This is a genomic window from Chromatocurvus halotolerans (assembly GCF_004340525.1).
In the GTDB taxonomy this organism is placed as follows: Bacteria; Pseudomonadota; Gammaproteobacteria; order Pseudomonadales; family Halieaceae; genus Chromatocurvus; species Chromatocurvus halotolerans.
In genome coordinates this window covers 24950-50350 of record NZ_SLWX01000021.1, presented here as the reverse complement: position 1 = coordinate 50350, position 25401 = coordinate 24950, and the positions used below count along the sequence as shown (strand labels likewise).

Below are 25401 nucleotides of genomic sequence, written 5' to 3'. Positions count from 1 at the left end.
CCTTCGAATACTTCTTTCTCGTGTTCATGTTGTACCGCCTCCAGTTCAGGATATTATCCTTAACTGGGTTGGTCACATCCATTGGACCACTTCAACGCGCCTCGCGCGCAGATCGATAATGTACAGGTGGCCAGGCTCCTCGGAGAGCGGCTCCGAGCGGGGCCCACCACTGATCAGCGCGTACCGTCCATCCGGGGTGATCGCCGAGCCCTTTGGCCGGGCCGCCTGCCCGTCCGCCCGCATGAGCGGGATGCGCGCAACCTCCGCGTTGGTCTCGCCAGAGAGAGCGAGCTGTAAGTCGACGATCGAAACGTTGTCGGTGCGGACGTTCGGCACAACCACCCATCGGCCGTCGGGTGTGACGGAGGGCATGAGCGGATGGGTCTGCACGCCCGGATCGTCGGTGCCGACCAGGACCCGCGCGATCTCGGCGTCGCTCGCTCCCCGGCTCGCCCTGTCGACGTCGAGGATCGACAGCGTATTACCCGACCGCCGCTCACGCTGGCTGCCGCCGTTCGCGACGATGACATGGTGGCCGTCGGGGGTCGCGGTGATGCCCCAGGGACCCACCTGCACCGGGATTCGCGCCACTTCCGCTAGCGGATCTCCCTCAAGCGCGCGGGCCAGATTGATGACCGAGACGTCCCCGGTGCCCCCGTTCGCCGAGAACAGGTAGGCCCCCCCGTCGCGGGTGCGCCCCAGAGCCAGCCCGTTCGGGTTGGGGAAGCATCCGAAGCTCGCGTTCGGTGAGAGCACCGCGAGATCTCTCGGCGGACCGTGCGGGGCGACGTAGGGTACCGGGTAGTCCGGGCAATCGTGATCCGGTGATCCAAGAGCGAGCTCCACTGTGTGACGAAGGCTGCCCGTGCGTCGGTCAACGAAAGTGATCCGGTTTCCGCCGTCCTCTGTCAGATAGCTCTCAGCGTTGTTGAGCACGATGGTGTCGGCCAGCAGCACGACGCCCAGCGATCCAAAGCCACCGCTGTCCATGTGCCGGAGCAACGCATTGGTGGTGTTGTCATTTGCGGGGTCGAGAGCCCGCTCCACATCCAGCACCGCGATCGCGCCCCGGCCGCCGTGCTGTAGGAACTCCGCGTTGTCGATCGCGCCGTGGTGGTTCACTACGTACACAGAGTGCCCGTCTTCGCTCGCCACCAGATTGGCCGGATCCCCGAGCGGGCGGCCGTCGAACTGGTCGAGCGCAACCTTGCTGCGAGCAACTATGGCGTTGGCTGTGCCGTCGTTCATCGGATCAAGAGCCGCATGCAGAGAGATAGCGTACAGGTAGGGAAGGCGACGGCCCGCGACGAGCACGTAGGCGTTTTGTCGCGCCGTGTCGACCACTTTCCCCGCCCCGGTGTGAGCGCCCTGGCTTTCCGCCTGCGCCGCGCCGACACTGGCCGTTGCGCCAACCAGTACGCTGCACACTATGATCAAAGCTTGACGCAGGCCTTGCGCATTGACTCCGATACGGAATGTCTTCATGGGGCTATCCCTCTTGTAAACCGGAAAAGCAACTCCTACCGGTCACGCACTATTTATTAAAAGATCTGCCTCCAGCCAGGTAGTCGGCACGTCGCCCCACTGAAGCTGAAGAGGTGCAACCGCGAACAGGCCGAGCGTGCTCACCCGATTTTCTAACCTCGTAGCATCCAGCCCTGAATGACGATTGATATCCGATATTCCACGTGCCTCACTCCAAAACCACTGGGTGGAATCTCTGACCGATCATTCGATTTCTCTGTTTATGCTCGCCTTGTCTGACCTGTTGTATAGACGTCCCTGTTGGTACTTGGTAAGAAAAATACTCCGGATCCGCTTAGTTTACGAGCGCGGTTAAAAGTGATTGCCCGCGTGCCGAGTGATAAAGCAGATCAAACCACGTTAAACTGCATTGACATCGCGAATAGAAGCCCAGACAATTTAATCAGCATCAAGAGAGGCAAAGCCTCGCCAACCGCCCACTCCGGGAACGGTGGTCAAACGATGCGCCAGGACACTGGAACATATAGGAGCTAGCCCATGAGTAACTTCCCCTCTGTTTCACTTGCCTCTTTGTATCATCGCCAATCACCATTTTTTGCTGCGTTTACGTCATCACGGCCAGCTGTGATTTTCTGGGCACGCTGGTATTTCACCGCTGCTGTTTTTGTTGAGCGCACCTGTGGGTTGATTGTCTGTCCAGGTATCTGCACGCCAGTCTGCATAGCAACTTTGGCAGACCGATCATGAACCGCCGGCGGTTTCTTGGCGGTGGGCTGCTAGGCCTGGCATCCTCAGGTGTGCAGGCATTCACCAGTCCAGAATCAGTATCTCAGGAAAAACCATTCCTGAGCCGCTGGGTAAAAGTTCGAGGCTGGATAGAGGATAGCCATCCCAAGCGTCGCCTTTTTTGCGGTGAGGGACCCCTCGCGATATGGATCGATTTTGATCGTTTGACCGGTAAATATGACATCGGTCACGAGTATGACCACATATACCGCTGGCCTCTGGCCAACTTGCTGCTGTTTCGCGACGATCCGATACCCGAGGATTGGCGCAATCGGGGTTCGCGCTATTTGTTACCTGTACCGCCATCGTCCATGGAATGGTCGCAATGGATGGATGACGTCGAGGTCGTGGAAAGCTCTGGGTTCCAGTACCGGTTTCCGCGATACGTCAAGATTTCCATGAACCGGGATATCGTGAGGTATGTGGGCAATCCACCGCCCTTCGATCGTCGGGAGGAATGTATTCAGGATTGGATGGACGTCGATCTGATGACGGGTCACATGGTCCAGTGTGCGGTTGATGACCCGATTTTTGACAGTGAGCTGGCTAACAACAACGTTTTCGAGTGAATGTTGCCGTTGAGTTTATAGCTTCGACCACTCGGCATTGAATCAACATACGATACAATAGAAGGATGCTGAGATGAGAAACCCAGACCGGAGTGAGCAGGCTGTCGATGAAACGACCCGCGCTACAGAGAAACTTGCGCTGTTCGCCGGTCGGGAGGTGCCAGAGGATTTACTCACTTTGCACGGCGAGGTATGCCGGAGAAAAACAGAGCAGCATTTCCAGTGTTTTGGCGGTACGACGACGTGAATGGCGATGAGGCAGGGAAGTTTCATGAAGCCATATCCGGCTTGCTGACTCACGACTATCCGGAGGCTATCGCTGGTGAGGTCTGGAAGGAGTAGGGGCATGGAAACTTTAATTTGGCTGGGACCTCGGCCACGGCTTATTGCCGCTACTTTTTGTGGGGCTCGCCTATGAGCACCCAAGCTCCGGGTTCGATGATCCTGGCTCCGGACCAGCCCGTTATCCGCTATTCACCAGAGATGGACTCTTGCTTCGAACAGCTTCACCGTGCTGCCAGTCGCGGCATGCGCATTCCTGAGTCTATTGACAGCATTATCGGCCTGGTTCGGCAGCTAAAGGAGCTTTACTACATAATGCGAGATCATCTCGAAGCAGATGACGGGATGTCGGCGCAGGTGGCGGAGGCATTGCCGGAATTAAAGATGGTGCCTCTTCTCAAGATGCTGCACTCATGGGAGCAGGACGCAGAACGTGGCATGCGAGAGTATGAAGCGCGCGACGTCCATTTAACCCCAGAGCCGATTTACACTGATCCCGCTTATGACTATCTCCGCTCCCCAGGCTGCTGGCAACATTACCGCTTCACCATGTTCGAGGCCAACCGGGCGCTGAATATTTGCAGAGGGCGAATATGCGTAGTTCAAGAATAGTCGACGGCTACAGTAATCGACAAGATGCCGATTGGGAGAAGGTTTTGCGTCACGTTTATCATTCACTCCCCTTTGGGATGCGCCTTATCGTGAGTTCGTTTATCTGCGGTAGCCGTTATTCATTGGAAGTACACGGGTCGTCACCCTTTACCGCGGCATGTTGGTCGTGTTGCATACTGCGGCCCAAAACTCAGAAATATTTGTTGGAATAAATTGAGCCACATGATTGACCAAGAGCTAGTCGAGTAATGGACCTGAAGCGGGCTAATGAGCTTATCGATACCCTTTCAAAGACAGTAGATCATCCTCTGTTCGAAGATTCGCCCAGGGTGATCCTAAGTGCGACGCTTTCGGTGAGTTCACTGGAGTTCGCCGCCGCAGTGCGGATCCTTTGTGTATCCGGTTTGTTGCTGGGCGCCAGCGGGTCACTCAGATCTCAGTTTGAGTCGGTAGTTCGTAGCGTATGGGCATTACAACGGGCAACTGAGAACCAGGTTGAAAAGCTGTCTGCAAACCTTGATGAAGAGTCTCAGCTAGCCACCAAGAATATGCCATCAGTGCAGCAAATGATGGCCGAGCTTGAAAAAATCCCAAACCTTTCGAACCTGATGATCGCACTTAATGAATTCAAAGAAAGCTCATGGCTGCCGCTCAACTCGTTCGTTCATTCGGGAATTCACGCTGTTCATTGGACCCGTAATGAGGCTCCACCCGTTTTATTAGAAAGAGTCTTCCGAGCCAGTAATGGACTTGTGGTTCTGGCGTTTCAGAACCTCGGCATCTTGACAGGCAAGCCGGGATTGCAGACTGAGATTATTACAGCAACCGCAAGTTATTCGAGTTGTTTGCCGGACAGGCGGCCCTGACCCATTTACTCCCCGTCATAGGCCCCGGCCCATTTCCCAAGCACAAAAAAAGGGGCCACAGCGCTGCAACCCCTCTATACATCACATTCCTGGCTTCACCCGCCGAACGCATAATCCCCGCCCGGCTATCACGTCTCCCTTTGGCGTGCAGCGATGAGCGCTAACAGACCGCCCAACAACGCCAGTCCCAAAGAAGGCAGAGCCGGCACAGCCCTGGCGCTGGCAGCAGGTATACCTACTCCCACCGGATCCACAATGACCCCGTTAACGCTGCCGTCGGCGTCATTCTCTCCGCCATCGGTCACCGAGTAGCTCAACACGCTGCCGCTGATGGTGGCGCCCGTGATCTGTGTCCAGGGATCGGTTTTCCAGGCGCTGGCGTCCTCCGGTAAGGTCTCGCCGTAGTCAATGGAGACGTCGATCACCGCACCGGTATCGCATTGACCCACGGTGAAAGCAACAACGCCGTAGGGAAAACCGATGTCTGCGGGAGGATCGACGGCGACCGTGAACGCGGGATCTGTGACGAACGTGCAATTTGCATCCGTCGTCGTGAAACTGATGGTGCCTGCAGCGCCGCCGGGCAACTGGCCGGTAAACTCCCGCCGGAGCGCCTCAAGAAGATGCAGCGTGGATTCCTTCTGGATGTTGTAGTCCTGCAGGGTGCGGCCGTCCTCGAGTTCTTTGCCCGCAAAGATCAGTCGTTGCTGCTCTGGCGGGATGCCTTCCTTCTCCTGAACCTTCGCCTTGACGCTCTCAATCGTTTCGTTGGGTTCGACCTCAAGCGCGATGTTCTTGCCGGTGAGCGTCCTGACGAAGATCTGCATGGCGTGGGCGTTGACGGCGCACAGCGACAGGAGGAGGGCGAGCAGGAGGCGGGACGAGAGTACGACCGGGCGTTTTTTCAAGGATGAGTTCCTGAGGGTTGATGAAAACAAAAAAAGGGGCCACATCGCTGCAACCCCTTCTTCTATATCAAAATTTGGCTCCGCCTGCTGGGCTCGAACCAGCGACCCATTGATTAACAGTCAATTGCTCTACCAACTGAGCTAAGGCGGAATAGTCTCATCTCTGAGGCCGCGTATGATAATGCGGTCATTTACCTCGGTCAACCGCCGCGGCGCCTTCCCGAAGAAAATCCGCGGGGCCTGTCGCCCGGCTGCAAACCCACGCCACTTCCGCGATAATAGCGGGTTATTTGCCACGCGCTCAGTCGGCTCGTTGCCAGGGGAGCAGAATGAAAAAGCAGTTTCAGGTGAAGTCGTCGTTCCAGCCGGCGGGAGATCAGCCGGCGGCTATCAGTGCCCTGGTGGAGGGCATCGAGGCGGGCCTCGCGGCTCAGACACTGCTCGGGGTGACCGGCTCGGGCAAGACCTTCACCATGGCTCACGTCATTGAGCGCATCCAGCGCCCGACCATCATCATGGCCCACAACAAGACCCTCGCGGCGCAGCTCTATGGCGAGTTCAAGGAGTTCTTCCCGGACAACGCCGTGGAGTACTTCGTCTCTTACTACGACTACTACCAGCCGGAAGCTTACGTGCCCTCATCGGACACGTTCATAGAGAAGGATGCCTCGGTAAACGACCACATCGAGCAGATGCGCCTCTCTGCAACGAAGGCGCTGCTGGAGCGGGAGGACTGCCTGGTGGTGGCCACGGTCTCGGCGATCTACGGCCTGGGTGACCCCCAGTCCTATTTCAGGATGGTGATGCACCTGTCCCGGGGGGAGATGATCAATCAGCGGGATGTGCTGCGGCAGCTGGCGGAGCTGCAGTACACGCGCAACGACATCGATTTCAAGCGCGGCACCTACCGGGTGCGCGGTGATGTGATCGACGTGTTTCCGGCGGATGCGGAGTCGCAGGCGGTGCGCATCGAGCTGTTTGATGAGGAAATCGACAACATTGTCCTGTTCGACCCGCTCACCGGCGCGGTGGAGGATCGCGTGCCGCGCATCACCATCTTTCCCAAGACGCATTACGTCACGTCCCGCGACATTATGCTCAACGCCATTGAGCACATCGAGGTAGAGCTGGAGGAGCGGGTCAAGCAGCTCAAGGACAACAACAAGCTGGTGGAGGCGCAGCGGCTGCAGCAGCGCACGCGCTACGATATCGAGATGATCCGCGAGCTGGGCTACTGCCAGGGTGTGGAGAACTACTCGCGTTATCTCTCGGGCCGCGCGCCGGGTGAACCGCCGCCGACGCTGTTCGAGTACCTGCCGGACAACGCGCTGGTGATCGTGGATGAGTCCCACGCCAGCATTCCCCAGATCGGCGCCATGTTCCGCGGCGACCGCTCACGCAAGGAAACATTGGTGGAGTACGGCTTCCGTCTGCCATCTGCGCTGGACAATCGGCCGCTGAAGTTTGAGGAGTGGGAGCAGTTGCTGCCCCAGGCGATCTTTGTCTCGGCGACGCCGGGCGCCTATGAGAAGGATCACTCGGGTCGCACGGTGGAGCAGGTGGTCCGGCCCACGGGGCTAATTGACCCGGAAATCGAGGTCCGCCCCGCGATCTCGCAGGTGGATGACCTGCTCGGCGAAATACGTACGGTGCTGCAAAAGGATGAGCGCATTCTCGTGACCACGCTGACCAAGCGCATGGCGGAAGATCTGACGGAATATCTGGCGGAACACGACGTGCGTGTGCGTTATCTGCACTCGGATATCGACACGGTGGAGAGGGTAGAGATTATCCGCGATCTGCGCCTCGGCAAATTCGACGTGCTGGTCGGCATTAACCTGCTGCGCGAGGGCCTGGATATGCCGGAGGTGTCGCTGGTGGCGATTCTGGATGCGGACAAGGAGGGCTTCCTGCGCTCGGACCGCTCGCTGATTCAGACCATCGGCCGCGCGGCGCGTAACCTGAGTGGCCGTGCGATCCTTTACGCCGACAGGGTCACCGGTTCCATGCAGCGGGCGATGGATGAAACCGCCCGTCGCCGCGAGAAGCAGGTGGCGCACAACCTGAAACACAACATCACGCCCATCGGTATTCACAAGTCGGTACAGGACATCATGGAAGGGGCGCGGCGCATGCCGACCAAGGCAAAAGCCAAGGGGCGCAAGGTGGCGGAGGACTCGCTGGCCTACAGCACGGATGTGGCGAAGCTCTCCCCGGCGGCACTGGCGCGACGCTTCACGCAGATCGAGAACCAGATGCACGAGCATGCGAAGAATCTGGAGTTCGAGGAGGCCGCGTCGCTGCGCGACCAGCTCGCTGAGCTGAAGCAACAGGCCTTTCTGCAGTAGTTGCGCCGGACCCGCGCTTTCACTCGTCAAGCAAATAGGGCATGATGGCGGGCTGAGAAAACGGCGTTCGCCGGTTTTTCGCGACCACCCCCAACACGTGGCCTTTCGTAGGGGCCACCACTGACAGGAGCACAGCATGCCCTCGATTACCCTGCCTGACGGCAGTGCCAGACACTTTGACAATCCCGTTTCCGTTGCTGAGGTTGCCGCCGATATCGGTCCCGGTCTCGCCAAGGCTGCCCTTGCCGGCGTGGTGGATGACCGCGAGGTGGATACCTCGCACGTCATGAACGCCGATGCCTCGCTCGCCATCGTCACGGACCGGGACGACGCCGCACTGGAAATCATCCGCCATTCCACGGCCCACCTGCTGGCCATGGCGGTGCAGGAGCTTTTTCCGGGTACCCAGGTCACCATCGGCCCGGTAATCGAAGATGGCTTCTACTACGACTTTGCCAGTGAGCATCATTTCACGCCGGATGACCTGGAGCGCATCGAAGCGCGCATGGCCGAGCTGGCCGAGGCGGACCTGCCGGTCACCCGGGAGGTGATGTCACGGGAGCAGGCGGTGCGGGCCTTCGAACAGCTGGGCGAGCATTACAAGGTGCAGATTGTCAGTGAACTGCCGGAAGGGGAGGACATCTCGGTCTACCGGCAGGGCGAGTGGATGGATCTGTGCCGCGGTCCCCACGTGCCGAGCACGGGTCGACTCAAGGCCTTCAAGCTGACCAAGCTGGCGGGGGCCTACTGGCGCGGCGATTCGAACAACGAAATGCTGCAGCGGATTTATGGCACGGCCTGGGCCAACAAGAAGCAGCTCAAGCAGTACCTCACGCGTATCGAGGAAGCCGAGAAGCGCGACCACCGCAAGATCGCGAAGAAGCTCGACCTGTTCCACACCCAGGAAGAGGCGCCGGGCATGGTGTTCTGGCACCCGAATGGGTGGACGATCTACCAGGTGATCGAGCAGCACATGCGCCAGGCCCAGAAGCGCGAGGGTTATCGCGAGATCAGGACACCACAGATCGTCGACATGACGCTGTGGGAAAAGTCCGGCCATGCCGAGAAGTTCGGCGATGACATGTTCCTGCTGCAGGCCGAGGAGCGCGAGTACGCCATCAAGCCGATGAACTGTCCCTGCCACGTGCAGGTGTTCAACCAGGGCCTGCGTTCCTATCGCGATCTGCCGCTGCGCCTGGCCGAGTTCGGCAGCTGCCATCGCAACGAGCCCTCGGGCTCGCTGCACGGCATCATGCGGGTGCGCGGCTTTACCCAGGACGATGGCCACATTTTCTGCACCGAAGCGCAGATCCAGCCGGAGGTGTCGGCCTTTATCGACTTTCTGCACCAGGTCTATGCGGACTTCGGCTTCAGCGACGTGATCTATCGCCTGTCGACCCGGCCGGCCAAACGCGTCGGTAGCGACGAGGACTGGGATCGGGCAGAGAAGGCCCTGGCCGATGCGCTGGATGCCCAGGGTCTGGACTGGGAAGAGCTGCCAGGGGAGGGTGCCTTTTATGGGCCGAAAATCGAATTCTCCCTGCGCGACTGCATCGGCCGGGTCTGGCAGCTGGGCACGGTTCAGGTGGATTTCTCCATGCCGGGGCGCCTTGATGCCCAGTATGTGGCGGAGGACGGGTCGCGCAAAGTACCGGTGATGCTGCACCGCGCCATCCTCGGATCCTTCGAGCGATTCATCGGCATTCTTATCGAGCATTACGAAGGCGCGTTCCCGGTCTGGCTGGCACCGCAGCAGGCCGTGGTGATGAATATCACCGATAAACAGGTCGATTATGTGGAAAAAGTCCAGGAATCCTTGCAAAACAAGGGCTTTCGGGTGGTATCGGACTTGAGAAACGAGAAGATCGGCTTTAAAATCCGCGAGCACACGATTCAGCGCGTTCCCTATCTCCTGGTGATTGGCGATAAGGAAGTGGAATCGCAAACTGTGGCCGTGCGGTCGCGTCGCGGTGAGGATCTGGGATCCATGGATCTCGAGGCGTTCAGTCGCCTTCTTACCGAGGATGTTGCCCGACACGGCCGTATTGCAATGGAGAATCAGCATTAAGAAAGAAGCCGGCAAGGGGAAGAAATCCCTGACCAATGACGAGATCACGGCGGACCGTGTTCGTCTGATCGCAGAGGATGGTGAGCAGCTCGGGATCGTACCGATCGCGGAAGCCAGGGCGAAAGCCGAAGCCGCCAGCCTGGATCTGGTGTTGATAGCGGATCAGTCGGATCCCGTGGTCTGCAAGATCATGGATTACGGCAAGCATGTGTTCGAGGCGAAGAAGCAGAAAAACGCCCAGAAGAAGAAGCAGAAGCGAACACAGGTCAAGGAGATGAAGTTTCGTCCAGGGACGGAAGAGGGAGACTATCAGGTGAAGTTACGCAACCTGACACGTTTCCTGGAAAATGGCGATAAGGCCAAGGTCACGCTGCGTTTTCGCGGTCGTGAAATGGCTCACCAGGAAATCGGCATGGAGCTACTCAAGCGGGTAGAAGCTGATCTGGCAGAACTGGGCGGTGTCGAGCAGTTCCCGAAAATGGAAGGCCGACAGATGACCATGGTAATCGCCCCCAAGAAGAAGAACTAGCGGCCCGTGAATGCCCTTGTTTCTTCGTTACTGACACTTCGCATACGGAGTACACACTATGCCTAAAGCAAAAATTCACAGCGGGGCAGCCAAGCGGTTCAAGAAGACCGCCGGCGGCTACAAGCGCAAGAGCGCTTACAAGAGCCACATCCTGACCAAGATGACCACCAAGCGGAAGCGCCAGCTGCGCGGTACTTCCATGATTCACGCCAGTGACGAGCGGGCAATCGACCGCATGTTGCGGGCACGCTAACGGTTATCCTGAAGGAGAAGACGCATGGCCCGTGTAAAACGTGGTGTTGTCGCTCACCGGCGGCACAAGAAGATACTCAAGCAGGCAAAAGGCTATTACGGTGCGCGCAGTCGCGTGTTCCGTGTTGCCAAGCAGGCGGTTACCAAGGCTGGACAGTACGCCTACCGTGACCGGCGCCAGAGGAAGCGCCAGTTCCGTGCGCTGTGGATCACGCGTATCAACGCCCAGTCCCGCGCCAACGGCATGACCTACAGCCGGCTCATCAATGGCCTGAAGAAAGCCGACATTTCCCTGGACCGTCGCGTCCTGGCGGATCTGGCGGTGCATGACAAGCCGGCGTTTGCCGCCGTGGTAGAGCAGGCGAAGGCGGCACTCGCTGCCTGAGCGCCCCCTTGCCGCGGCGTCAGCGCCGCAGCGACTACCCGCCGGAATCCGGCAACACAGAGGGGAAGGGCGACGCTCTTCCCCTTTTTTATTGCCCGTTGTCAGCACGGGCGCAAATCAGTCACGACAGGGTACGGATACAAGCCATGGAGAACCTGAAAGCGTTGTCGGACGCCGCGCGGGACGCGATTCTCGCCGCCGAGGATAACGCCGCACTCGAGCAACTGCGGGTGGAATACCTGGGCAAGAAGGGACATCTCACGGCGCTGCTGAAGGGCCTGGGCAAGCTGTCCGCCGAGGAGCGACCCGCCGCCGGCGCCGAGATCAACGAAGCCAAGCAGGCGCTGCAGGCGCTGATCGGCGAGCGCAAGGCGACGCTGGAACACGCGGCGGTGGCGCAGCAGCTGGCGGCGGAAACCATTGATGTGACGCTGCCAGGCCGCGGCCAGCGCACCGGCCGCCAGCATCCGGTAACCCGCACCATCGAACGCATGCAGGACTTTTTCGGTGCCATCGGCTTTGATGTGGTGGAGGGCCCGGAAATCGAGGATGACTACCACAACTTCGAGGCGCTCAATATCCCCGCGCATCACCCGGCGCGGGCCATGCACGATACCTTCTATGTCGACGAGACCACGGTGCTGCGCACGCATACCTCGCCGGTGCAGGTGAGGGTGATGGAGAGCCAGGCGCCGCCCCTGCGCATCATCTGCCCGGGCCGCGTCTATCGCTGCGATTCCGACCTCACGCATACGCCGATGTTTCACCAGGTCGAGGGCCTGCTGGTGGATGACCATTCCAGCTTTGCGGATCTCAAGGGCCTGATCGAGGAATTCCTGCAGGTGTTCTTCGAGCGCGATCTCGCGGTGCGCTTCCGGCCCTCCTATTTTCCGTTTACCGAACCCTCTGCTGAGGTGGATATCCAGTGCGTGCAGTGCGGCGGCGACGGCTGCCGCGTGTGCAGCCAGACCGGCTGGCTCGAGGTCATGGGCTGCGGCATGGTGCACCCGGCGGTGTTCGCCCACTGCGGCATTGACACGGAGACATACACCGGCTTTGCCTTTGGCATGGGGGTGGAGCGCCTGGCGATGTTGCGCTATGGCGTTAACGACCTGCGCCTGTTTTTCGAGAACGACCTGCGCTTCCTTGAGCAGTTCTGAGTCCATCCGCAGCAGGAGAGAGTGAATCGTGAAAATCAGTGAACAATGGCTGCGCGAATGGGTGAATCCCGATGTCGACACACAGGCCCTGGCGCATCAGCTCACCATGGCTGGCCTGGAAGTGGATGCCGTGGAGCCTGTGGCCGGTGCCTTCAGCGGCGTCGTGGTAGGCGAGATTGTCAGCGCTGAACCGCATCCGGATGCGGACAAGCTGCGCCTGTGCCGGGTGAATGCCGGCGCTGAATCGCTGCAGGTGGTGTGCGGCGCACCGAATGCCCGCGTGGGATTGAAGGCACCGTTTGCGCAGGTCGGTGCGGTGCTGCCGGGTGACTTCCGTATCCGCAAGGCGAAGCTGCGCGGCCAGGCCTCCGAGGGCATGCTCTGTGCCGAGGCCGAACTGGGGCTTTCCGAGGCCGACGCGGGCCTGATGGAGCTGGCGCCGGAGGCACCGGTGGGCACCGACCTGCGGGAGTACCTGGGGCTGGATGATCAGGTGATTGAGGTGGACCTGACCCCAAACCGCGCGGACTGCCTGAGCATGCTCGGTATTGCCCGGGAGGTGGCGCTGCTCAACGGCGTGCCGATGTGCTCGCCGGAAATTGCGCCGGTGCTTCCGACGATCGAGCGCACCTTCGATGTGGTGCTGGATGCGCCGGAGCGTTGCCCGCGTTACGTCGGCCGGGTCATTGAGGGGGTGGATCTGTCGCGGCCCTCGCCGCTGTGGCTGCAGGAGCGCCTGCGCCGTGCCGGTGTGCGCAGCATCGACCCTGCCGTGGACGTGACCAACTACGTGCTGCTCGAGCTGGGCCAGCCCATGCACGCGTTCGACCTCGATACGCTGCAGGGCGGCATCGTGGTGCGCTGTGCCCGCGCCGGGGAGTCGCTGGAATTGCTGGATGGTCAGACCCTGGAGCCGCACGAGAGCAGCCTGGTCATTGCCGACCACGAGCGTCCCCTCGCCCTGGCCGGCATCATGGGCGGTCAGGCCAGTGCGGTGAGTGCGGGCAGTTGCAACCTGTTTCTGGAGTCCGCGTTTTTTACGCCGCAGCCGATGGCGGGACAGGCCCGCGGTTATGGTCTGCACACGGATTCCTCACACCGCTTCGAGCGCGGGGTGGATTTCACCCTGCAACGTCGTGCCATGGAGCGGGCTACCGCACTGTTGCTGGAGATTGCCGGCGGCAATGCCGGTCCGGTGGTCGAGGTGGTGGACGAGGCGCACCTGCCGTCCAGGGCGCCCGTGGCCCTGCGTGCGGCGCGCATCCCCCGGGTGCTGGGGCTGGACATGCCCGCGGCCGATGTCGAGCGCATTCTCGGCGGTCTTGGCCTTGACGTGACCGCAAGCGAGGAGGGCTGGCTTTGCGAGGTGCCGGGCTGGCGCTTTGATATCGCCATCGAGGCAGACCTGCTGGAGGAACTGGCGCGGGTCTACGGTTACGAGCGTCTGCCGACGCGTCGCATTCGGGCTGACCTGGCGATGCCAACGCAGGATGAAACCCGGTTGTCATTGCGTCCCGTGCGCTCGCACCTGTCGTCCCGCGGCTACAATGAGGCCATCACCTACAGCTTTGTCGAGCCAGAGCTGCAGCGCCTGTTCGATCCCGATACTCCGCCAGTATCACTGACCAACCCGATTTCCGCAGACATGGCGGTGATGCGCACCAGTCTGCTGCCCGGTCTGGTGGGCGTCGCCAGGCGCAATCTCAACCGGCAGCAGGGTCGATTGCGTCTTTACGAGACGGGTCTGCGCTTCGTTCCTGCCGGCAAGGGTCTGCTGCAGGAGCCCATGCTGTGCCTGCTGCTTGCCGGGCCGCGCCAGCCGGAGGGCTGGGATGCCAAGCGGGATGGCGCGGATTTCTATGACCTCAAGGGCGACATTGAAAGCCTGTTCCGCATTGCCCGACGCGAGGGCGAGCTGCGCTTTGTCGCCAGCGAGCGCTCGGCATTGCATCCCGGACGCACGGCGGCGATTCACCTGGACGGCGAGGAGGTGGGCTACCTCGGTGCACTGCATCCCTCGGTTCGCGCCAGCCTCGACCTCGACATGGATATCTACGTTGCAGAAATCGCCACCCGCGGACTGCTCTCCGCACGCATGCCGGCGTTCACGCCGGTATCGCGTTTTCCCGTGATACGTCGCGACATTGCCGTGGTAGTGGACAAGACCGTGACGGCAGGGGAGCTGGCGGAAAATGTTAGAACCGTGGCAGGGCCTTACTTTGAAGACTTCACCCTGTTTGATGTCTATGAAGGCAAAGGTATTGATCCTAAAAGAAAAAGTCTTGCAATGGGTTTGACTTTCCGGGATCAATCGCGCACTCTCTCGGATGAAGAAGTGACTGAGGTTGTGCAGCAAGTCATTGATTCGTTGCGAAAAAACTATAATGCCGAGCAAAGGAGCTGAGTGGCGGAGCGATGACGGCACTGACCAAATCGGAAATGGCAGAACGTTTGTTTGAGGAACTGGGATTGAACAAGCGCGAGGCCAAGGAGCTGGTGGAACTCTTCTTTGAAGAGATCCGCACCTGCCTGGAGAACAATGAACAGGTGAAGCTTTCCGGCTTTGGCAATTTTGATCTGCGCGACAAGAGCCAGCGCCCCGGCCGCAATCCCAAGACCGGTGAGGAGATACCCATTTCCGCACGCAGGGTGGTAACCTTTCGGCCAGGACAGAAGCTCAAGGCCAGGGTAGAAGAATATGCTGGAACCGAGTCACAATAACGAACTGCCGGTCATCCCCGGCAAGCGCTACTTCACAATTGGCGAAGTCAGTGAACTGTGTGCCGTCAAACCGCATGTGCTGCGCTACTGGGAGCAGGAGTTTCCCCAGCTGAAGCCTGTGAAACGCCGGGGCAACCGTCGCTACTACCAGCGTGAAGATGTCCTCACCATCCGCCAGATCCGCGCGTTGCTCTACGAAGACGGCTACACCATCGGCGGGGCACGCCAGCGAATGACGGACGAGAAGGACTCCGGCATGCGTCCGGTGGAAATCCAGGCGGTGATCAAGGAAACCATCGAGGAGCTCGAGGAAGTTCTCGAGTTGCTCAAGCCAGGGCGTTAGGCGTTGTTTCCAGCGGGTAGTTGCGTATAATGCGCGACGTCCGCAAGGGCATTCGGGGCGTAGCGCAGCCTGGTAGCGCACCACACTGGGGGTGTGGTGGTCGCAGGTTCAAATCCTGCCGTCCCGACCAACTTCCGGGGTCGGGTCCCAACGGGACCTGGCCTCAATAAAGGCCGCAAAAACCAGGCTCTCCGCAATCATGACAGCCGTTGCAGCCCCCCTTCCCACCGCTCTTCGCAGCAACCCCGTCATCGAGGTCGCCTGGCTGTATGGCTCCCGCGCCACCGGTTTCTGTCGCTGACATCAATCGCGTGCCGGTGCCGCTGGCTTATAACATCATCCCTCAGTGGGAGGTGCTGCTCTGTCGCTCCGACTTTCGGTTGCGCGCGGAGCAACAGCGTGTGTGGAGCCTGTGGGCAGAGTACAAGGCAGAGCATGAGCGACACAGAAAGGCCCTATGCGGCATCGATCAGCGCGGCATCTGCTGCAGGAGAACCCGTGTCTTCTCCAGGAAAATCCGGCTGTCCTCAGCCACGGTGGTAGTCTCGCCCTGTTCGGAAGCGACGTGGACTGACTCGAGTGTCTCTGCGAGCTGCTGCAATTCCCCTTCCACCGTTTCCAGTGCGTTCTCCAGTGTGTAGGTGAGTTCGTGCACTGCGTTCAGATGCTCGCTGTCAAAGCTCTCGTCCTCCACTAGGGTGGAGAGCTTGTCGCTGTACGTACGCAGGTTCTCCAGCGCTTCTTCCAGGCTTTCGGCTTTTTCACCGGAGTAATGGTCGGGTCTGTCGTCGGCAAGGGAGATCGCCGGCGAGATCGCGAGGCACAGGAGCAGGGAGAGATGTTTCAGGCGCATGTCATTGTCCTAGTTGGGAGACAGGAAGGATTATAATGCAAATGAGAGTCATTAGCATCCTTTCGAGGCCTCCAGCGCCTGATCGATGTCCGCCAGCAGGTCGTCAATGTGTTCTATGCCGATGGACAGGCGGACCATGTCAGCCGTAACACCTGCCGCCTTCAGCTCCTGCTCGTTAAGCTGCCGATGGGTGGTCGACGCCGGGATGGATGAGCAGCTTTTCGCATCGCCGATATTGACCAGTCGCAGAATCAGCGACAGCGCATCATAGAAGCGCTCACCGGCCGCCTGACCGCCGTCAATACCAAAGCTGAGGATGCCCGATGCATGACCGTTCATGTAGCGCCTGGCCAGCGCGTGGTCAGGGTGGCTTTCAAGGCCGGCGTAATGTACCCAGGAAACCCGCGAGTGGGCGTCAAGGTGCCTGGCGACGGCCAGCGTATTGGCGCAGACGCGCTCCATTCGCAGCGACAGTGTTTCCAGGCCCTGCAGCAGGTTCCAGGCAGCCTGGGCAGACAGCGCTGCACCCATGTTGCGCAAGGGGACAACCCTCGCACGGGCGATAAAGGCAGCATCCCCGATATCGCGGGTATAGCTTACCCCGTGGTAGGAGACATCAGGCTCGGTCAACAGCGGATAGCGACCGGCATTCTCGGCCCAGGGGAACTTGCCTGAATCCACGATGACGCCGCCCACAGTGGTGCCATGGCCACCGATATACTTCGTGGCCGAATTGATGACGATGTCGGCGCCATGCTCGATCGGGCGGCACAGGAATGGGGTGGCCGCCGTGTTGTCCACCATCACCGGCACGCCATGCCGGTGGGCGACCTCGGCCAGTCGGGCGATATCCACAATGCCGCCGGAGGGGTTGCCGATACTTTCGCAGTAGACCGCACGGGTCCGTTCGTCGATCAGGGCTTCAAGCGTCTCGAAGTCATCCTTGTCGGCGAAGCGTACCTCGATGCCCTGCCGCGGCAGGGTATGGGCGAACAGATTGTAGGTGCCACCGTATAGCTCGCTGATTGACACGATGTTGTCACCCGCTTCGGCGATTGTCTGGATGGCCGCGGTAATCGCTGCCATGCCCGACGCCACCGCGAGCCCCGCGATACCGCCCTCCAGCGCCGCTACCCGCTGCTCCAGCACCGCACAGGTGGGGTTCATGATGCGCGAATAGATATTGCCCTCTACCTTGAGGTCAAAAAGATCGGCAGCGTGCTGGGCGCTGTCAAACGAGAAAGACGTCGTCTGGTGAATCGGTACGGCGACCGCATTCTGTGAGTCTGGTGAGTAGCCGTGGTGCAGGGCAATGGTTTCTGGCTTCATGGCGATATCTCTTCAAGCGGGTGAAAGGCATCAGGCGCCGATCCTAAACAAGCTGCTGACAGGAAGCCAATACTGTGTGCGTGGTTCCCTGGGGTGGCGTGACTGCCGTCCTGTTCCTGGCTGTCGTCGGCCAGTGCGGGTGCTGTCGCTGCTGTCATGCCGGTGATCAGCGGTCAGTAGGCAAAGCGGTTGCGATCCGGGCGGGCGCCGCGTAGTGCCTGCTCGCGGTCGCCGGTGATGCAGGGCACGCTATCCGGAGGGTCATCGTGTGCCATGTGCGGTGCCGCTGTTTCCAGCGCCAGCGTCGTGATGAACGCAATCCGCAGTGAATCTACGGTATCCAGAGGCACCCAGCGCAGGTTGGAAAGTTCATCGGTGGCAGCTGAAAAGTCATCCAGGTCCGCGCCGAACACCGCGACATCGGCGTCCACCAGGAAAAAACGCGCATCGAAGCGGCGCGGTGGTCCAAGGGGCGTGATGGCGCGGAACACGAAGCGGAAATGGTGCGCACAGGGTCGGCAGGCGTGCCTGTGGAAGGCTTCCCAGCCCGCGGGCGCATCGTCGGTCCAGATACCTGGCTCACCCAGCAGCAATCCCGTCTCCTCGCTGACTTCCCGGATCGCCGCCGCCTGCAATCCGGCAAGCAGCCGGCCGCCGGATTCCTCGCGCAGGCGCGCTTCGCAGGTGGCGTTGAGTCGCTGTGACAGCGGCACCCGGGCATCGCCGTCGTCCACGGCTCCGCCGGGGAAGACATACACACCCGGCATGAAAGCGGCAGTGCGACTGCGCTGTCCCATCAGGACTTGCGGGCGGGTGGCGCGATCGCGAACAAGAATCACGCTGGCGGCGTCGCGGACGGGAACCGGGTCTGTCATGCGGAGAGTCTCGAGTGGCAGCAGGGTATCGCGTTGGCAATGATGTTACTGCTTTCTCACAAACCCTGCATGAAGCGGTTGAGAGCGACGCACACTCGCGTTATAAGTGAACAATGAATGACGATAAGAACAGAAACAGCGACGAGACCGAAATTGCCCGGGATGAGGGGCCAGCGACAGGCGTGAACCGCCAGGGGTCTGAGAACGGCGACGTTACCGTGCTCGACTCCCGCGGCGACGCCTACAGCGAGATGCCCCTGCCCGACGCAGCGGAGCTCTCCGGACGTTTCACCCGTGGCGCCTCCCAGCGAATGACCGATGTCGGCACTCGCGGTGGTTCCACGACGGGCTGGGACGGCGGCGAGGCGGCTGCGGCCTGGAGCGCGACGCACCGGGTCGTCAAGGATCGCTTCGTGCTCCAGGGTCAACTCGGCAAGGGCGGCATGGGGCAGGTCTTCCGGGCGCTGGACCTGCGTAAGCAGGAAGCCGAGGACGAGGATGCATACGTCGCGATCAAGTTCCTCGGCGAGCAGTTCAGCAGTCATCCGAAGGCGCTGATCAGCCTGCAGCGGGAAGCCAAGAAGACCCAGCAGCTGGCGCATCCGAATATCCTCACGGTTTACGATTTCGATCGCGACGGTGCGCACGTCTACATGACCATGGAGCTTCTCTCCGGCGCACCGCTGTCGGAGTGGGAGTCGATCACCTTTGCCGAGGGCACGCGGCCAACGCGGGAGAAGCTCATCGAGGAGATAGCTGCGGGCCTGGCCTATGCCCATGCCAGGGACTTCGTGCACTCCGATCTGAAGCCGGACAATATTTTCGTGACCGACAGCGGGCGGCTGAAGATTCTCGATTTCGGTATTGCGCGCATGGCCGAATCGGCCACCAGCAGCGATTCCTTTGACGCCGGCCAGCTCGGGGCCCTGACTGTGCGCTACGCCTCTCTGGAGATGCTGCAGCGCTCCGCGGAGCCACACCCGAGCGACGATATCTATGCGCTGGGTGTTATTGCGTATCAGCTCTATGCCGGCAAGCACCCCTTTGGTGGCGCCTCTGCCCAGGAAGCCTTCGACCAGGGGCTGGAACCGGAACCGATCCGAAAGCTGGCGGGTCACCGCTGGCGGGCGATCAGTGCCGCGCTGCAGCTGGAGCGCAAGAACCGCACGCCCTCGGCAGAGGCCTTTCTCAAGGTCTTTACCGGGGCGCAGCGCCGGCGGCGCGCCACGGTGGCGGGCATCCTGCTGCTGGCCCTGAGCGCTGGCTACTTCGCCTACCTGTCGGTGCAGGAGGAAGGTCCAAGCGTGCCGTTTGCGGAATTGCCGCGTGACACACGTGAGGCCGTAAGCGAGAGTCTCGTCATGGGACAGCGCTCGCTGGACATTCAGGACTGGGACGGCGCCAGCCGTTATTACATGCAGGCCTATGAGCTGCATCCGCGTAACCCCGACGCCAAAGAGGGCCTGGCGCAGGTGCTGGATGTCCTGGACGATCGCGTGTCGAGTGCGGAAACACAGCGCCAGCGTGAATTCCTGCTGAAGCTGTTTGACGCCTACGCAGAACATGCTTTTTTTGCCGAGAATGCGCGCTTTCGTCGCCTGCACGACGCGCTCATTGCAGCGCTTGAGTAAGCGGGAAGCGGGTTTCCGGTCAGTCAGCCCGCTGCAGCAGGTCGGGCCAATGGGATTCCCAGCAGCAGCGGTGCTCGAAGCCCTCGATGATCATAAGGCGTGCTTGCGGATAGCGTTGCTGATAGTCGCGTGCCAGCGCCGGTGGCACCACGTCGTCCTCGCCGCCCATGAAATGCACCTCGTCGGTGTGCAACAACCGCGGCCTGGTCATCGGGCTGAGGGAGCCCGGCAGGGGCAGCAGGTCGTGAAACGCCACCCAGGCATCGGGGTCCAGCAGCGCCGCCACGGTGATCACCCTTGTTACCTCCGCCATGCGCGACGACACCAGCAGAGCGAGGGTGCCGCCGCCGCTGTGTCCAATCAGTTCAATGGCCTGCCTGTCGTATCGCTGTGCCAGCAGTCGAATCTGTCCGGTCAGTGCGGCAACCACGTCTTCTGAGTAGCGCTGTGATGTCCATAGCGTGTTAACGCAGCCCGGCGGCAGCGCACCGTTGAAGTGGTAGCACGGCCGGCCGATATAGCCGTGCGCATCGGGATCGCGCAGAAACAGTTTCAGTCCCAGCGGCAGACGTGAGCCCGTCGGGTTGTTCGTCGGCTGACCGTCACGCCATGGCATGCCATCCCCGCTGATATAGAGGCGAAGCGTTTCTATATCGTCGTCTGGCGCGCGGTGTAGCAGACGCATCGGCAGTGGGTCGCGGACTGTCTCCAGCCGCAGTGCATGCGTTGCTGCAAGTTCCTGCATGCCCGGCGACTGGCAAGCGGAAACGGCAAGTCCCACAGCGACCAGGACTGCTGTTGCCGCGTAACGGATCGGTCTCATGTGATTGAAATTGCCTGCCCTGCCATGGTCTACTACGTAGAAATTGTCGACAACAATAAACCGCCCACTCGTCCTGCACCAGTGGCGCCGTCGGGTTTTCGCAAAAAGGGGAAGTGCAGCAATGGGGAAGGTAGCCTCGTCAACATGGCGTCAGGCATGGGCGGTCTTGGGCATTGTCCTGGCGGCACTGGTTGGCTGTGCCGGTGGTGGCGGTCCCGCGCCGGAAATACCTGAGAACGCCACGGTTGATGATCTCTACATCGTGGACTGCCTGCTGCCGGGTCAGGTACGGCGACTCGGTAACACGTCTTATCTCACGCCCCGCCGACCGACGCGAACCACGGCCCAGGATTGCCGTATCCGCGGCGGTGAATACGTGGCCTATGACCGCGCTGACTACAAGACCGCATTAAAGGTGTGGCTGCCCGCGGCGGAATCCGGTGAGGCCGATGCCCAGAACGCCGTCGGCGAGATCTTTGAGCGCGGACTCGGCGGTGACCCCAATTACGAGCTGGCGTTTGTGTGGTTCCAGCGTGCGGCCGAGCAGGGCCATAAGGGCGCGCAGGTCAATCTGGCAACGCTGTATGAAAGCGGCCGAGGCGTGGAGCAGGACAAGCGTATTGCGCTCAACTGGTATCGACGTGCCTGGGGGATTGGCGACGATGAGCTCGTGCATCGCTCTGAGGCGGAGCGCGAGTTGCTGGCCGAGGCGCAGAAGACAGCCGCGGCGCAGGAGTCTGCGCGTCGGGCCGGCGAAGAGGCGGAAGCCGCGCGCTCGGCCCTGCAGCAGGCGCAGGAGCGCGCGGCGAGTGCGCAGCAAGAGGCCGGTGCCGCCCGTCGTGAGGCGGGTGAGGCGCGCGAGCGTGAAGCCACGCTTTCTCGCGAAGTCGAGGAAACTCGCAAGGTCGTCGAGCAACTGCAGGAAGTGCTCGCGGCGCCGGATGTCATTACCCGCGACGGCAAGACCTACGGCCGCTACTTTGCGCTGGTGATCGGTAATTCCGACTACGTTCACCTGAGCAAGCTGGATACTCCGATGGAGGATACGCGGCGCCTCAGCAAGGTCCTCACAGAGCGCTACGGTTTTCAGGTGCGCCGTGTCAGCAATGCGGACAACACGGAAATACTACGCGCGCTGAATGCCCTTAACGACGTGCTGCGTGAGGATGATAATCTTCTGATCTACTACTCGGGTCACGGCAACCGTCGCAGCAGCGGCAGCTATGACGCGGGCTACTGGCTACCCGTTAACGCGGAAGCCCCGCCGAACGATACCTTCTGGGTGCCCACGGAGCAGGTTACCAGCCACCTGGCGCGTCTCAAGGCGCGTCGCATCATGGTGATTGCCGACTCCGCTTTCGCCGGACTACTTGCCGACAATCCCGCCTTTCTGCTTGCCAGCGATCCGCAGCAGCTGCTCAGCGATGCCTACATCGATCTGCGGCTGCCCAATCGCTCGCGCCTTCTCATGACTTCCGGGGTGGATTCACCGGTGCCGCGTCTGCGCGCGGGTTATACCTCGGTGTTTGCCGATGCGTTCATTGAGGCGCTGGAGGAGAACGAAGGGGTCGCGACCGCACCGGCCATGTTCCTCAACCTGCTGGATGAGCTCGCCGTAAGGCAGCCGGAGCTCGATCCGGAGTTCAAGGCGATCAAGCGGGCGGGGGATGAGGTGGGTGACTTCTTTTTTGTGGCGGGAGATGTAGCTGAATGATGTCGAGACTCCGAAATATTTTCATCCGAGGGTTGTCGGTGCTTATTTCGATTCTTCTTGGGTTGGTCGTCATGCAGTCCGCCAACGCGCAGGTTTCGGCAGATGCAGAAAGCACCTCGGTTCAAGCCCAGACCGGGGGTAGCGTTAATTTTGTAGTAACTTCTTCTTCTGGCTTCACGGACAGTCAAGTCTGTCTCGATGGCTCTCCCTGTTTTTATTCCATTATTAGCAATGAGCAGTCTTTCGCGGATGTGACGCTTGAGGCTGTCCCCGATTCCGGATTTATTTTTACTGGTTGGGTCACTGACGCCGGTGCTCAATCTGGCCAGACTCTGAGTTATTCCCTAAGCAGCGACTTTCCACAGAGTAGTTTTTCTGCCACAGCTCAGTTTGCCCCCGATCAGCCCCCGGACAGCGATGGGGACGGTGTGGCAGACAACATGGATCAATGCCCCAACACATCCTCTGGTGAGAGCGTCAACGAGGTTGGTTGTAGCCTCACGCAACTCGATTCCGACAGTGATGGCGTGAATGATGCCATTGACGAGTGTCCCGCGACACCCTCAGGCGAGAGCGTCAACGAGGTTGGTTGTAGCCTCACGCAACTCGATTCCGATGGGGATGGCGTGAATGATGCGATTGACGAGTGTCCCGCGACACCCTCAGGCGAGAGCGTCAACGAGGTTGGTTGTAGCCTCACGCAACTCGATTCCGACGGTGATGGCGTGAATGATGCCATTGACGAGTGTCCCGCGACACCCTCAGGCGAGAGCGTTGATGCCCAGGGGTGCGGCGCCTCCCAGCTTGACGCCGATGGAGACGGGGTGAGTGACGCGGTAGACCAGTGTCCGGACACCGTCGAAGGCGAGAATGTTGATACGGAAGGTTGCAGCACGAGCCTGCCCGACAGCGACTTCGATACCGTGCCGGATGTCTTCGATGTCTGCCCGAATACACCCGCCGACGAAACCGCTGACCAGAACGGCTGCTCGTCGAGCCAGCGTGACAGGGACAGCGACGGTGTCTCGGACAAGCTGGACCAGTGCCCCGCCACGCCTGCCGGGGAAAGCGTGAACCGACAGGGATGCAGCGCATCCCAGCTCGACGATGACAATGATGGCGTTAGCAACGCGATTGACCAGTGCCCCAATACCCCCGCCGGCGAGAGTGTGGATGAGCAAGGCTGCAGCGAGTCGCAGGAAGCGCCGACGGGTCAGCTCGACGACGACAACGATGGCGTCATCAACGAGGAGGACCAGTGCCCGGCAACGCCAGCCGGAGAGAGCGTGAACAGCTCGGGCTGCAGTGAGTCACAGCTCGACGATGACAATGATGGCGTGAGCAATGCCTTGGACCAGTGTCCCGGCACGCCCGCTGGCGAGAGTGTTGACGCCGCCGGCTGCGGCGCGTCCCAGCTCGACAGCGACGACGATGGCGTGAACAACGATGTCGATCAGTGTCCGAACACCGAGCCCGGCCTGGAGGTCGATGAGACCGGTTGTTCCGAGGTGCAGAATTTCGGCAGCAACCTGTCCTCGCTGTCGGGGCTCAGCACACAGCAGCGTCGCCTGGCGGGGAGAATCGACGAAGTCTGCCCGCGCATCATTCAGGATGAGGCATTGGGCGCGAGCCTGACCCCGGGCCAGCGTGCCCTGCGGGCGGCCTGCAGCCGACTGAAGAACGCCGACACCAGCGATCAGCAGGCGCGCGACGCGCTGAATGAAATCCTGCCGCGGGAAGTGCAGGCCTTCCGGGATTACGCTGTGGAGCTGGCGACCATCCAGTTCCGTCAGCTCGATTCCCGGCGTCGTCTGCTCAACTCCGGCGGTGGCAGCGGCGGCGCGTCCGTGGCCGGCCTCAACATCCGCGTGGGCGATGAACTGGTGCCCGCCTCGACGCTGCAGTCTGCCTTCGCCGACCTGCTCGGCATGGCGGCCGGGGAAGGCGAGGATGGATTCCTCGACTTCGGCAACCTTGGTCTCTTCCTGCAGGGCGATATCGACTTCGCCACGCGCGATGAGTCCGTGGCCCGCTCGGGCTACGAGTTCGATATCTGGGCAATCACCGCCGGTGCCGACTATCGCATTCGCGACAACCTGTACGCCGGCGGCGCCGTGAGCCTGGGCGAGGCAAAGATCGACTACGCCAACAACGGGGGCGAGACGGACCTCGATAACTGGGCGCTGTCGCTATATGGCGGCTGGCAGATCACGGACAACTGGTATTCCGACCTGATGTTCAGCTACGGCGAGACAGACTACACCACGGTTCGCCGGGTAAATTACAGCGATGCCAACGGTGCCTATCAGGCCGAAAACCTGAGCACGACAACCGGCGATCAACTCTACGTCGGCTTCAACACGGGCTACGAGTTCCGTCGCGGCGGTCTGCGCTACGGTCCCACGGCATCCCTGTTCTACATCGATGGCTCCATTGACGGCTACAGTGAGCGCGCCGGTGCCGAGAGCGACGGTGCCTGGCTGTTCGATGTGGACCGCCAGGGTTACGAGTCCCTCAGGCTGAGCCTGGGCGTGCAGGCTGACTACGCGATCAGCACCGGCTTTGGCGTGCTTGTCCCTAATCTGCGTGTCCTGCATGTCACGGAAGCCAAGGACGGTTCCGAAGATGTCGGTCTCAGGCTCTCGAATAATCCCTTTGGCGAGACCGATCTCCTCACTGACCGCATGCTCATTGAGGGGCAGGCGGTGGATGATCAGTTCTTTGATCTCGGCGTCGGCGTGTCCGGCCAGTTCATCATGGGCTTCTCCGGATTCATCGATTACCACTTTTACGAAAGCTTTAATGGCTTCTCCCGCGATGGCTACTCATTCGGCCTGCGCTGGGACAAGCCGTTCTGACGTG

General features: G+C 60.8%; 21 protein-coding genes, 2 tRNA genes and 1 riboswitch. Of the genes, 16 read left to right on the top strand and 7 right to left on the bottom strand.

What is annotated here, in order from left to right; genetic code table 11:
- Window positions 1–72 precede the first annotated feature (72 nt).
- Complete coding sequence (locus tag EV688_RS15910; RefSeq protein WP_117319500.1) at window positions 73–1485, bottom strand: YncE family protein; 1413 nt, start codon at window positions 1483–1485, stop codon at window positions 73–75.
- A 440-nt stretch (window positions 1486–1925) separates the two neighbouring features.
- Window positions 1926–2019, top strand: a riboswitch (SAM-I-IV-variant riboswitch).
- A gap of 209 nt (window positions 2020–2228) precedes the next feature.
- Here EV688_RS15910 and EV688_RS15905 point away from each other — a divergent pair.
- The 3 genes from EV688_RS15905 (at window position 2229) to EV688_RS15895 (ending at window position 4600) form a co-directional block, all read left to right on the top strand.
- The gene (locus tag EV688_RS15905) at window positions 2229–2840 is read left to right on the top strand and encodes a hypothetical protein (protein WP_131917707.1); all 612 of its coding nucleotides are present in this window, start codon (window positions 2229–2231) and stop codon (window positions 2838–2840) included.
- 414 nt (window positions 2841–3254) lie between these two features.
- The gene (locus tag EV688_RS15900) at window positions 3255–3734 is read left to right on the top strand and encodes a hypothetical protein (protein WP_131917705.1); all 480 of its coding nucleotides are present in this window, start codon (window positions 3255–3257) and stop codon (window positions 3732–3734) included.
- Between the two features lie 248 nt (window positions 3735–3982).
- Entirely contained in the window at window positions 3983–4600 is a 618-nt protein-coding gene (locus EV688_RS15895; protein ID WP_117319497.1) for a DUF6988 family protein, read from the top strand.
- Window positions 4601–4728: 128 nt separating this feature from the next.
- On the opposite strand, the gene EV688_RS15890 is transcribed toward EV688_RS15895, so the two are convergent.
- Entirely contained in the window at window positions 4729–5508 is a 780-nt protein-coding gene (locus EV688_RS15890) for a ubiquitin-like protein (protein ID WP_205686733.1), read from the bottom strand.
- A 75-nt stretch (window positions 5509–5583) separates the two neighbouring features.
- Window positions 5584–5659: transfer RNA gene (locus EV688_RS15885), tRNA-Asn, on the bottom strand.
- Window positions 5660–5837: 178 nt separating this feature from the next.
- Here EV688_RS15885 and uvrB point away from each other — a divergent pair.
- The 10 genes from uvrB (at window position 5838) to EV688_RS15835 (ending at window position 15444) form a co-directional block, all read left to right on the top strand.
- Window positions 5838–7856, top strand: coding sequence for an excinuclease ABC subunit UvrB (gene uvrB / locus EV688_RS15880; protein ID WP_117319496.1), 2019 nt, complete (start codon window positions 5838–5840; stop codon window positions 7854–7856).
- 136 nt (window positions 7857–7992) lie between these two features.
- Complete coding sequence (thrS, locus tag EV688_RS15875; protein WP_117319495.1) at window positions 7993–9924, top strand: threonine--tRNA ligase; 1932 nt, start codon at window positions 7993–7995, stop codon at window positions 9922–9924.
- Complete coding sequence (gene infC, locus EV688_RS15870) at window positions 9881–10453, top strand: translation initiation factor IF-3 (protein WP_205686732.1); 573 nt, start codon at window positions 9881–9883, stop codon at window positions 10451–10453. Before thrS ends, infC begins: the two co-directional genes overlap by 44 nt.
- 58 nt (window positions 10454–10511) lie before the next feature.
- Window positions 10512–10706 carry a 50S ribosomal protein L35 gene (gene rpmI / locus EV688_RS15865; protein ID WP_117319494.1) on the top strand — a complete coding sequence of 65 codons (195 nt, stop codon included), beginning with the start codon at window positions 10512–10514 and terminating at the stop codon, window positions 10704–10706.
- Window positions 10707–10730: 24 nt separating this feature from the next.
- Entirely contained in the window at window positions 10731–11090 is a 360-nt protein-coding gene (gene rplT, locus EV688_RS15860) for a 50S ribosomal protein L20 (RefSeq protein ID WP_117319493.1), read from the top strand.
- Between the two features lie 146 nt (window positions 11091–11236).
- Entirely contained in the window at window positions 11237–12250 is a 1014-nt protein-coding gene (pheS, locus tag EV688_RS15855) for a phenylalanine--tRNA ligase subunit alpha (protein WP_117319492.1), read from the top strand.
- Window positions 12251–12278: 28 nt separating this feature from the next.
- A complete protein-coding gene (gene pheT / locus EV688_RS15850) occupies window positions 12279–14654 on the top strand; it encodes a phenylalanine--tRNA ligase subunit beta (protein ID WP_117319491.1) in 2376 nt (791 codons plus the stop codon).
- An 11-nt stretch (window positions 14655–14665) separates the two neighbouring features.
- Complete coding sequence (gene ihfA / locus EV688_RS15845) at window positions 14666–14971, top strand: integration host factor subunit alpha (RefSeq protein WP_117319490.1); 306 nt, start codon at window positions 14666–14668, stop codon at window positions 14969–14971.
- Window positions 14949–15314 (top strand): MerR family transcriptional regulator, encoded by a 366-nt coding sequence (locus EV688_RS15840; protein ID WP_117319489.1) that lies wholly within the window; start codon window positions 14949–14951, stop codon window positions 15312–15314. The genes ihfA and EV688_RS15840 overlap by 23 nt, the downstream gene beginning before the upstream one ends.
- Window positions 15315–15367: 53 nt before the next feature.
- Window positions 15368–15444: transfer RNA gene (locus EV688_RS15835), tRNA-Pro, on the top strand.
- 339 nt (window positions 15445–15783) lie between these two features.
- Here the strand turns inward: EV688_RS15835 and EV688_RS15830 are convergent.
- The 3 genes from EV688_RS15830 to EV688_RS15820 all read right to left on the bottom strand — a co-directional run bounded on the left by EV688_RS15830 (window position 15784) and on the right by EV688_RS15820 (window position 18371).
- Entirely contained in the window at window positions 15784–16167 is a 384-nt protein-coding gene (locus EV688_RS15830) for a DUF6746 family protein (protein WP_117319488.1), read from the bottom strand.
- A 51-nt stretch (window positions 16168–16218) separates the two neighbouring features.
- Entirely contained in the window at window positions 16219–17496 is a 1278-nt protein-coding gene (locus tag EV688_RS15825) for an O-acetylhomoserine aminocarboxypropyltransferase/cysteine synthase family protein (protein ID WP_117319487.1), read from the bottom strand.
- Between the two features lie 173 nt (window positions 17497–17669).
- A complete protein-coding gene (locus tag EV688_RS15820) occupies window positions 17670–18371 on the bottom strand; it encodes an NUDIX hydrolase (RefSeq protein WP_117319486.1) in 702 nt (233 codons plus the stop codon).
- A gap of 113 nt (window positions 18372–18484) precedes the next feature.
- Between EV688_RS15820 and EV688_RS15815 the strand changes: the two genes are divergently transcribed.
- Entirely contained in the window at window positions 18485–20002 is a 1518-nt protein-coding gene (locus tag EV688_RS15815; protein WP_117319485.1) for a serine/threonine-protein kinase, read from the top strand.
- Between the two features lie 19 nt (window positions 20003–20021).
- On the opposite strand, the gene EV688_RS15810 is transcribed toward EV688_RS15815, so the two are convergent.
- A complete protein-coding gene (locus EV688_RS15810; RefSeq protein WP_117319484.1) occupies window positions 20022–20825 on the bottom strand; it encodes an alpha/beta hydrolase in 804 nt (267 codons plus the stop codon).
- 166 nt (window positions 20826–20991) lie between these two features.
- Between EV688_RS15810 and EV688_RS15805 the strand changes: the two genes are divergently transcribed.
- Window positions 20992–22539 carry a caspase family protein gene (locus tag EV688_RS15805; RefSeq protein WP_205686731.1) on the top strand — a complete coding sequence of 516 codons (1548 nt, stop codon included), beginning with the start codon at window positions 20992–20994 and terminating at the stop codon, window positions 22537–22539.
- Complete coding sequence (locus EV688_RS15800) at window positions 22536–25397, top strand: autotransporter domain-containing protein (protein WP_117319482.1); 2862 nt, start codon at window positions 22536–22538, stop codon at window positions 25395–25397. Before EV688_RS15805 ends, EV688_RS15800 begins: the two co-directional genes overlap by 4 nt.
- Window positions 25398–25401 lie beyond the last annotated feature (4 nt).

Coding starts and splice junctions, on each gene's coding strand:
- EV688_RS15910 (WP_117319500.1), bottom strand. CDS start 1,485: ATGAAGACATTCCGTATCGGAGTCAATGCGCAAGGCCTGCGTCAAGCT.
- EV688_RS15905 (WP_131917707.1), top strand. CDS start 2,229: ATGAACCGCCGGCGGTTTCTTGGCGGTGGGCTGCTAGGCCTGGCATCC.
- EV688_RS15900 (WP_131917705.1), top strand. CDS start 3,255: ATGAGCACCCAAGCTCCGGGTTCGATGATCCTGGCTCCGGACCAGCCC.
- EV688_RS15895 (WP_117319497.1), top strand. CDS start 3,983: ATGGACCTGAAGCGGGCTAATGAGCTTATCGATACCCTTTCAAAGACA.
- uvrB (WP_117319496.1), top strand. CDS start 5,838: ATGAAAAAGCAGTTTCAGGTGAAGTCGTCGTTCCAGCCGGCGGGAGAT.
- thrS (WP_117319495.1), top strand. CDS start 7,993: ATGCCCTCGATTACCCTGCCTGACGGCAGTGCCAGACACTTTGACAAT.
- infC (WP_205686732.1), top strand. CDS start 9,881: ATGTTGCCCGACACGGCCGTATTGCAATGGAGAATCAGCATTAAGAAA.
- rpmI (WP_117319494.1), top strand. CDS start 10,512: ATGCCTAAAGCAAAAATTCACAGCGGGGCAGCCAAGCGGTTCAAGAAG.
- rplT (WP_117319493.1), top strand. CDS start 10,731: ATGGCCCGTGTAAAACGTGGTGTTGTCGCTCACCGGCGGCACAAGAAG.
- pheS (WP_117319492.1), top strand. CDS start 11,237: ATGGAGAACCTGAAAGCGTTGTCGGACGCCGCGCGGGACGCGATTCTC.
- ihfA (WP_117319490.1), top strand. CDS start 14,666: ATGACGGCACTGACCAAATCGGAAATGGCAGAACGTTTGTTTGAGGAA.
- EV688_RS15840 (WP_117319489.1), top strand. CDS start 14,949: ATGCTGGAACCGAGTCACAATAACGAACTGCCGGTCATCCCCGGCAAG.
- EV688_RS15830 (WP_117319488.1), bottom strand. CDS start 16,167: ATGCGCCTGAAACATCTCTCCCTGCTCCTGTGCCTCGCGATCTCGCCG.
- EV688_RS15825 (WP_117319487.1), bottom strand. CDS start 17,496: ATGAAGCCAGAAACCATTGCCCTGCACCACGGCTACTCACCAGACTCA.
- EV688_RS15820 (WP_117319486.1), bottom strand. CDS start 18,371: ATGACAGACCCGGTTCCCGTCCGCGACGCCGCCAGCGTGATTCTTGTT.
- EV688_RS15815 (WP_117319485.1), top strand. CDS start 18,485: ATGAATGACGATAAGAACAGAAACAGCGACGAGACCGAAATTGCCCGG.
- EV688_RS15810 (WP_117319484.1), bottom strand. CDS start 20,825: ATGAGACCGATCCGTTACGCGGCAACAGCAGTCCTGGTCGCTGTGGGA.
- EV688_RS15800 (WP_117319482.1), top strand. CDS start 22,536: ATGATGTCGAGACTCCGAAATATTTTCATCCGAGGGTTGTCGGTGCTT.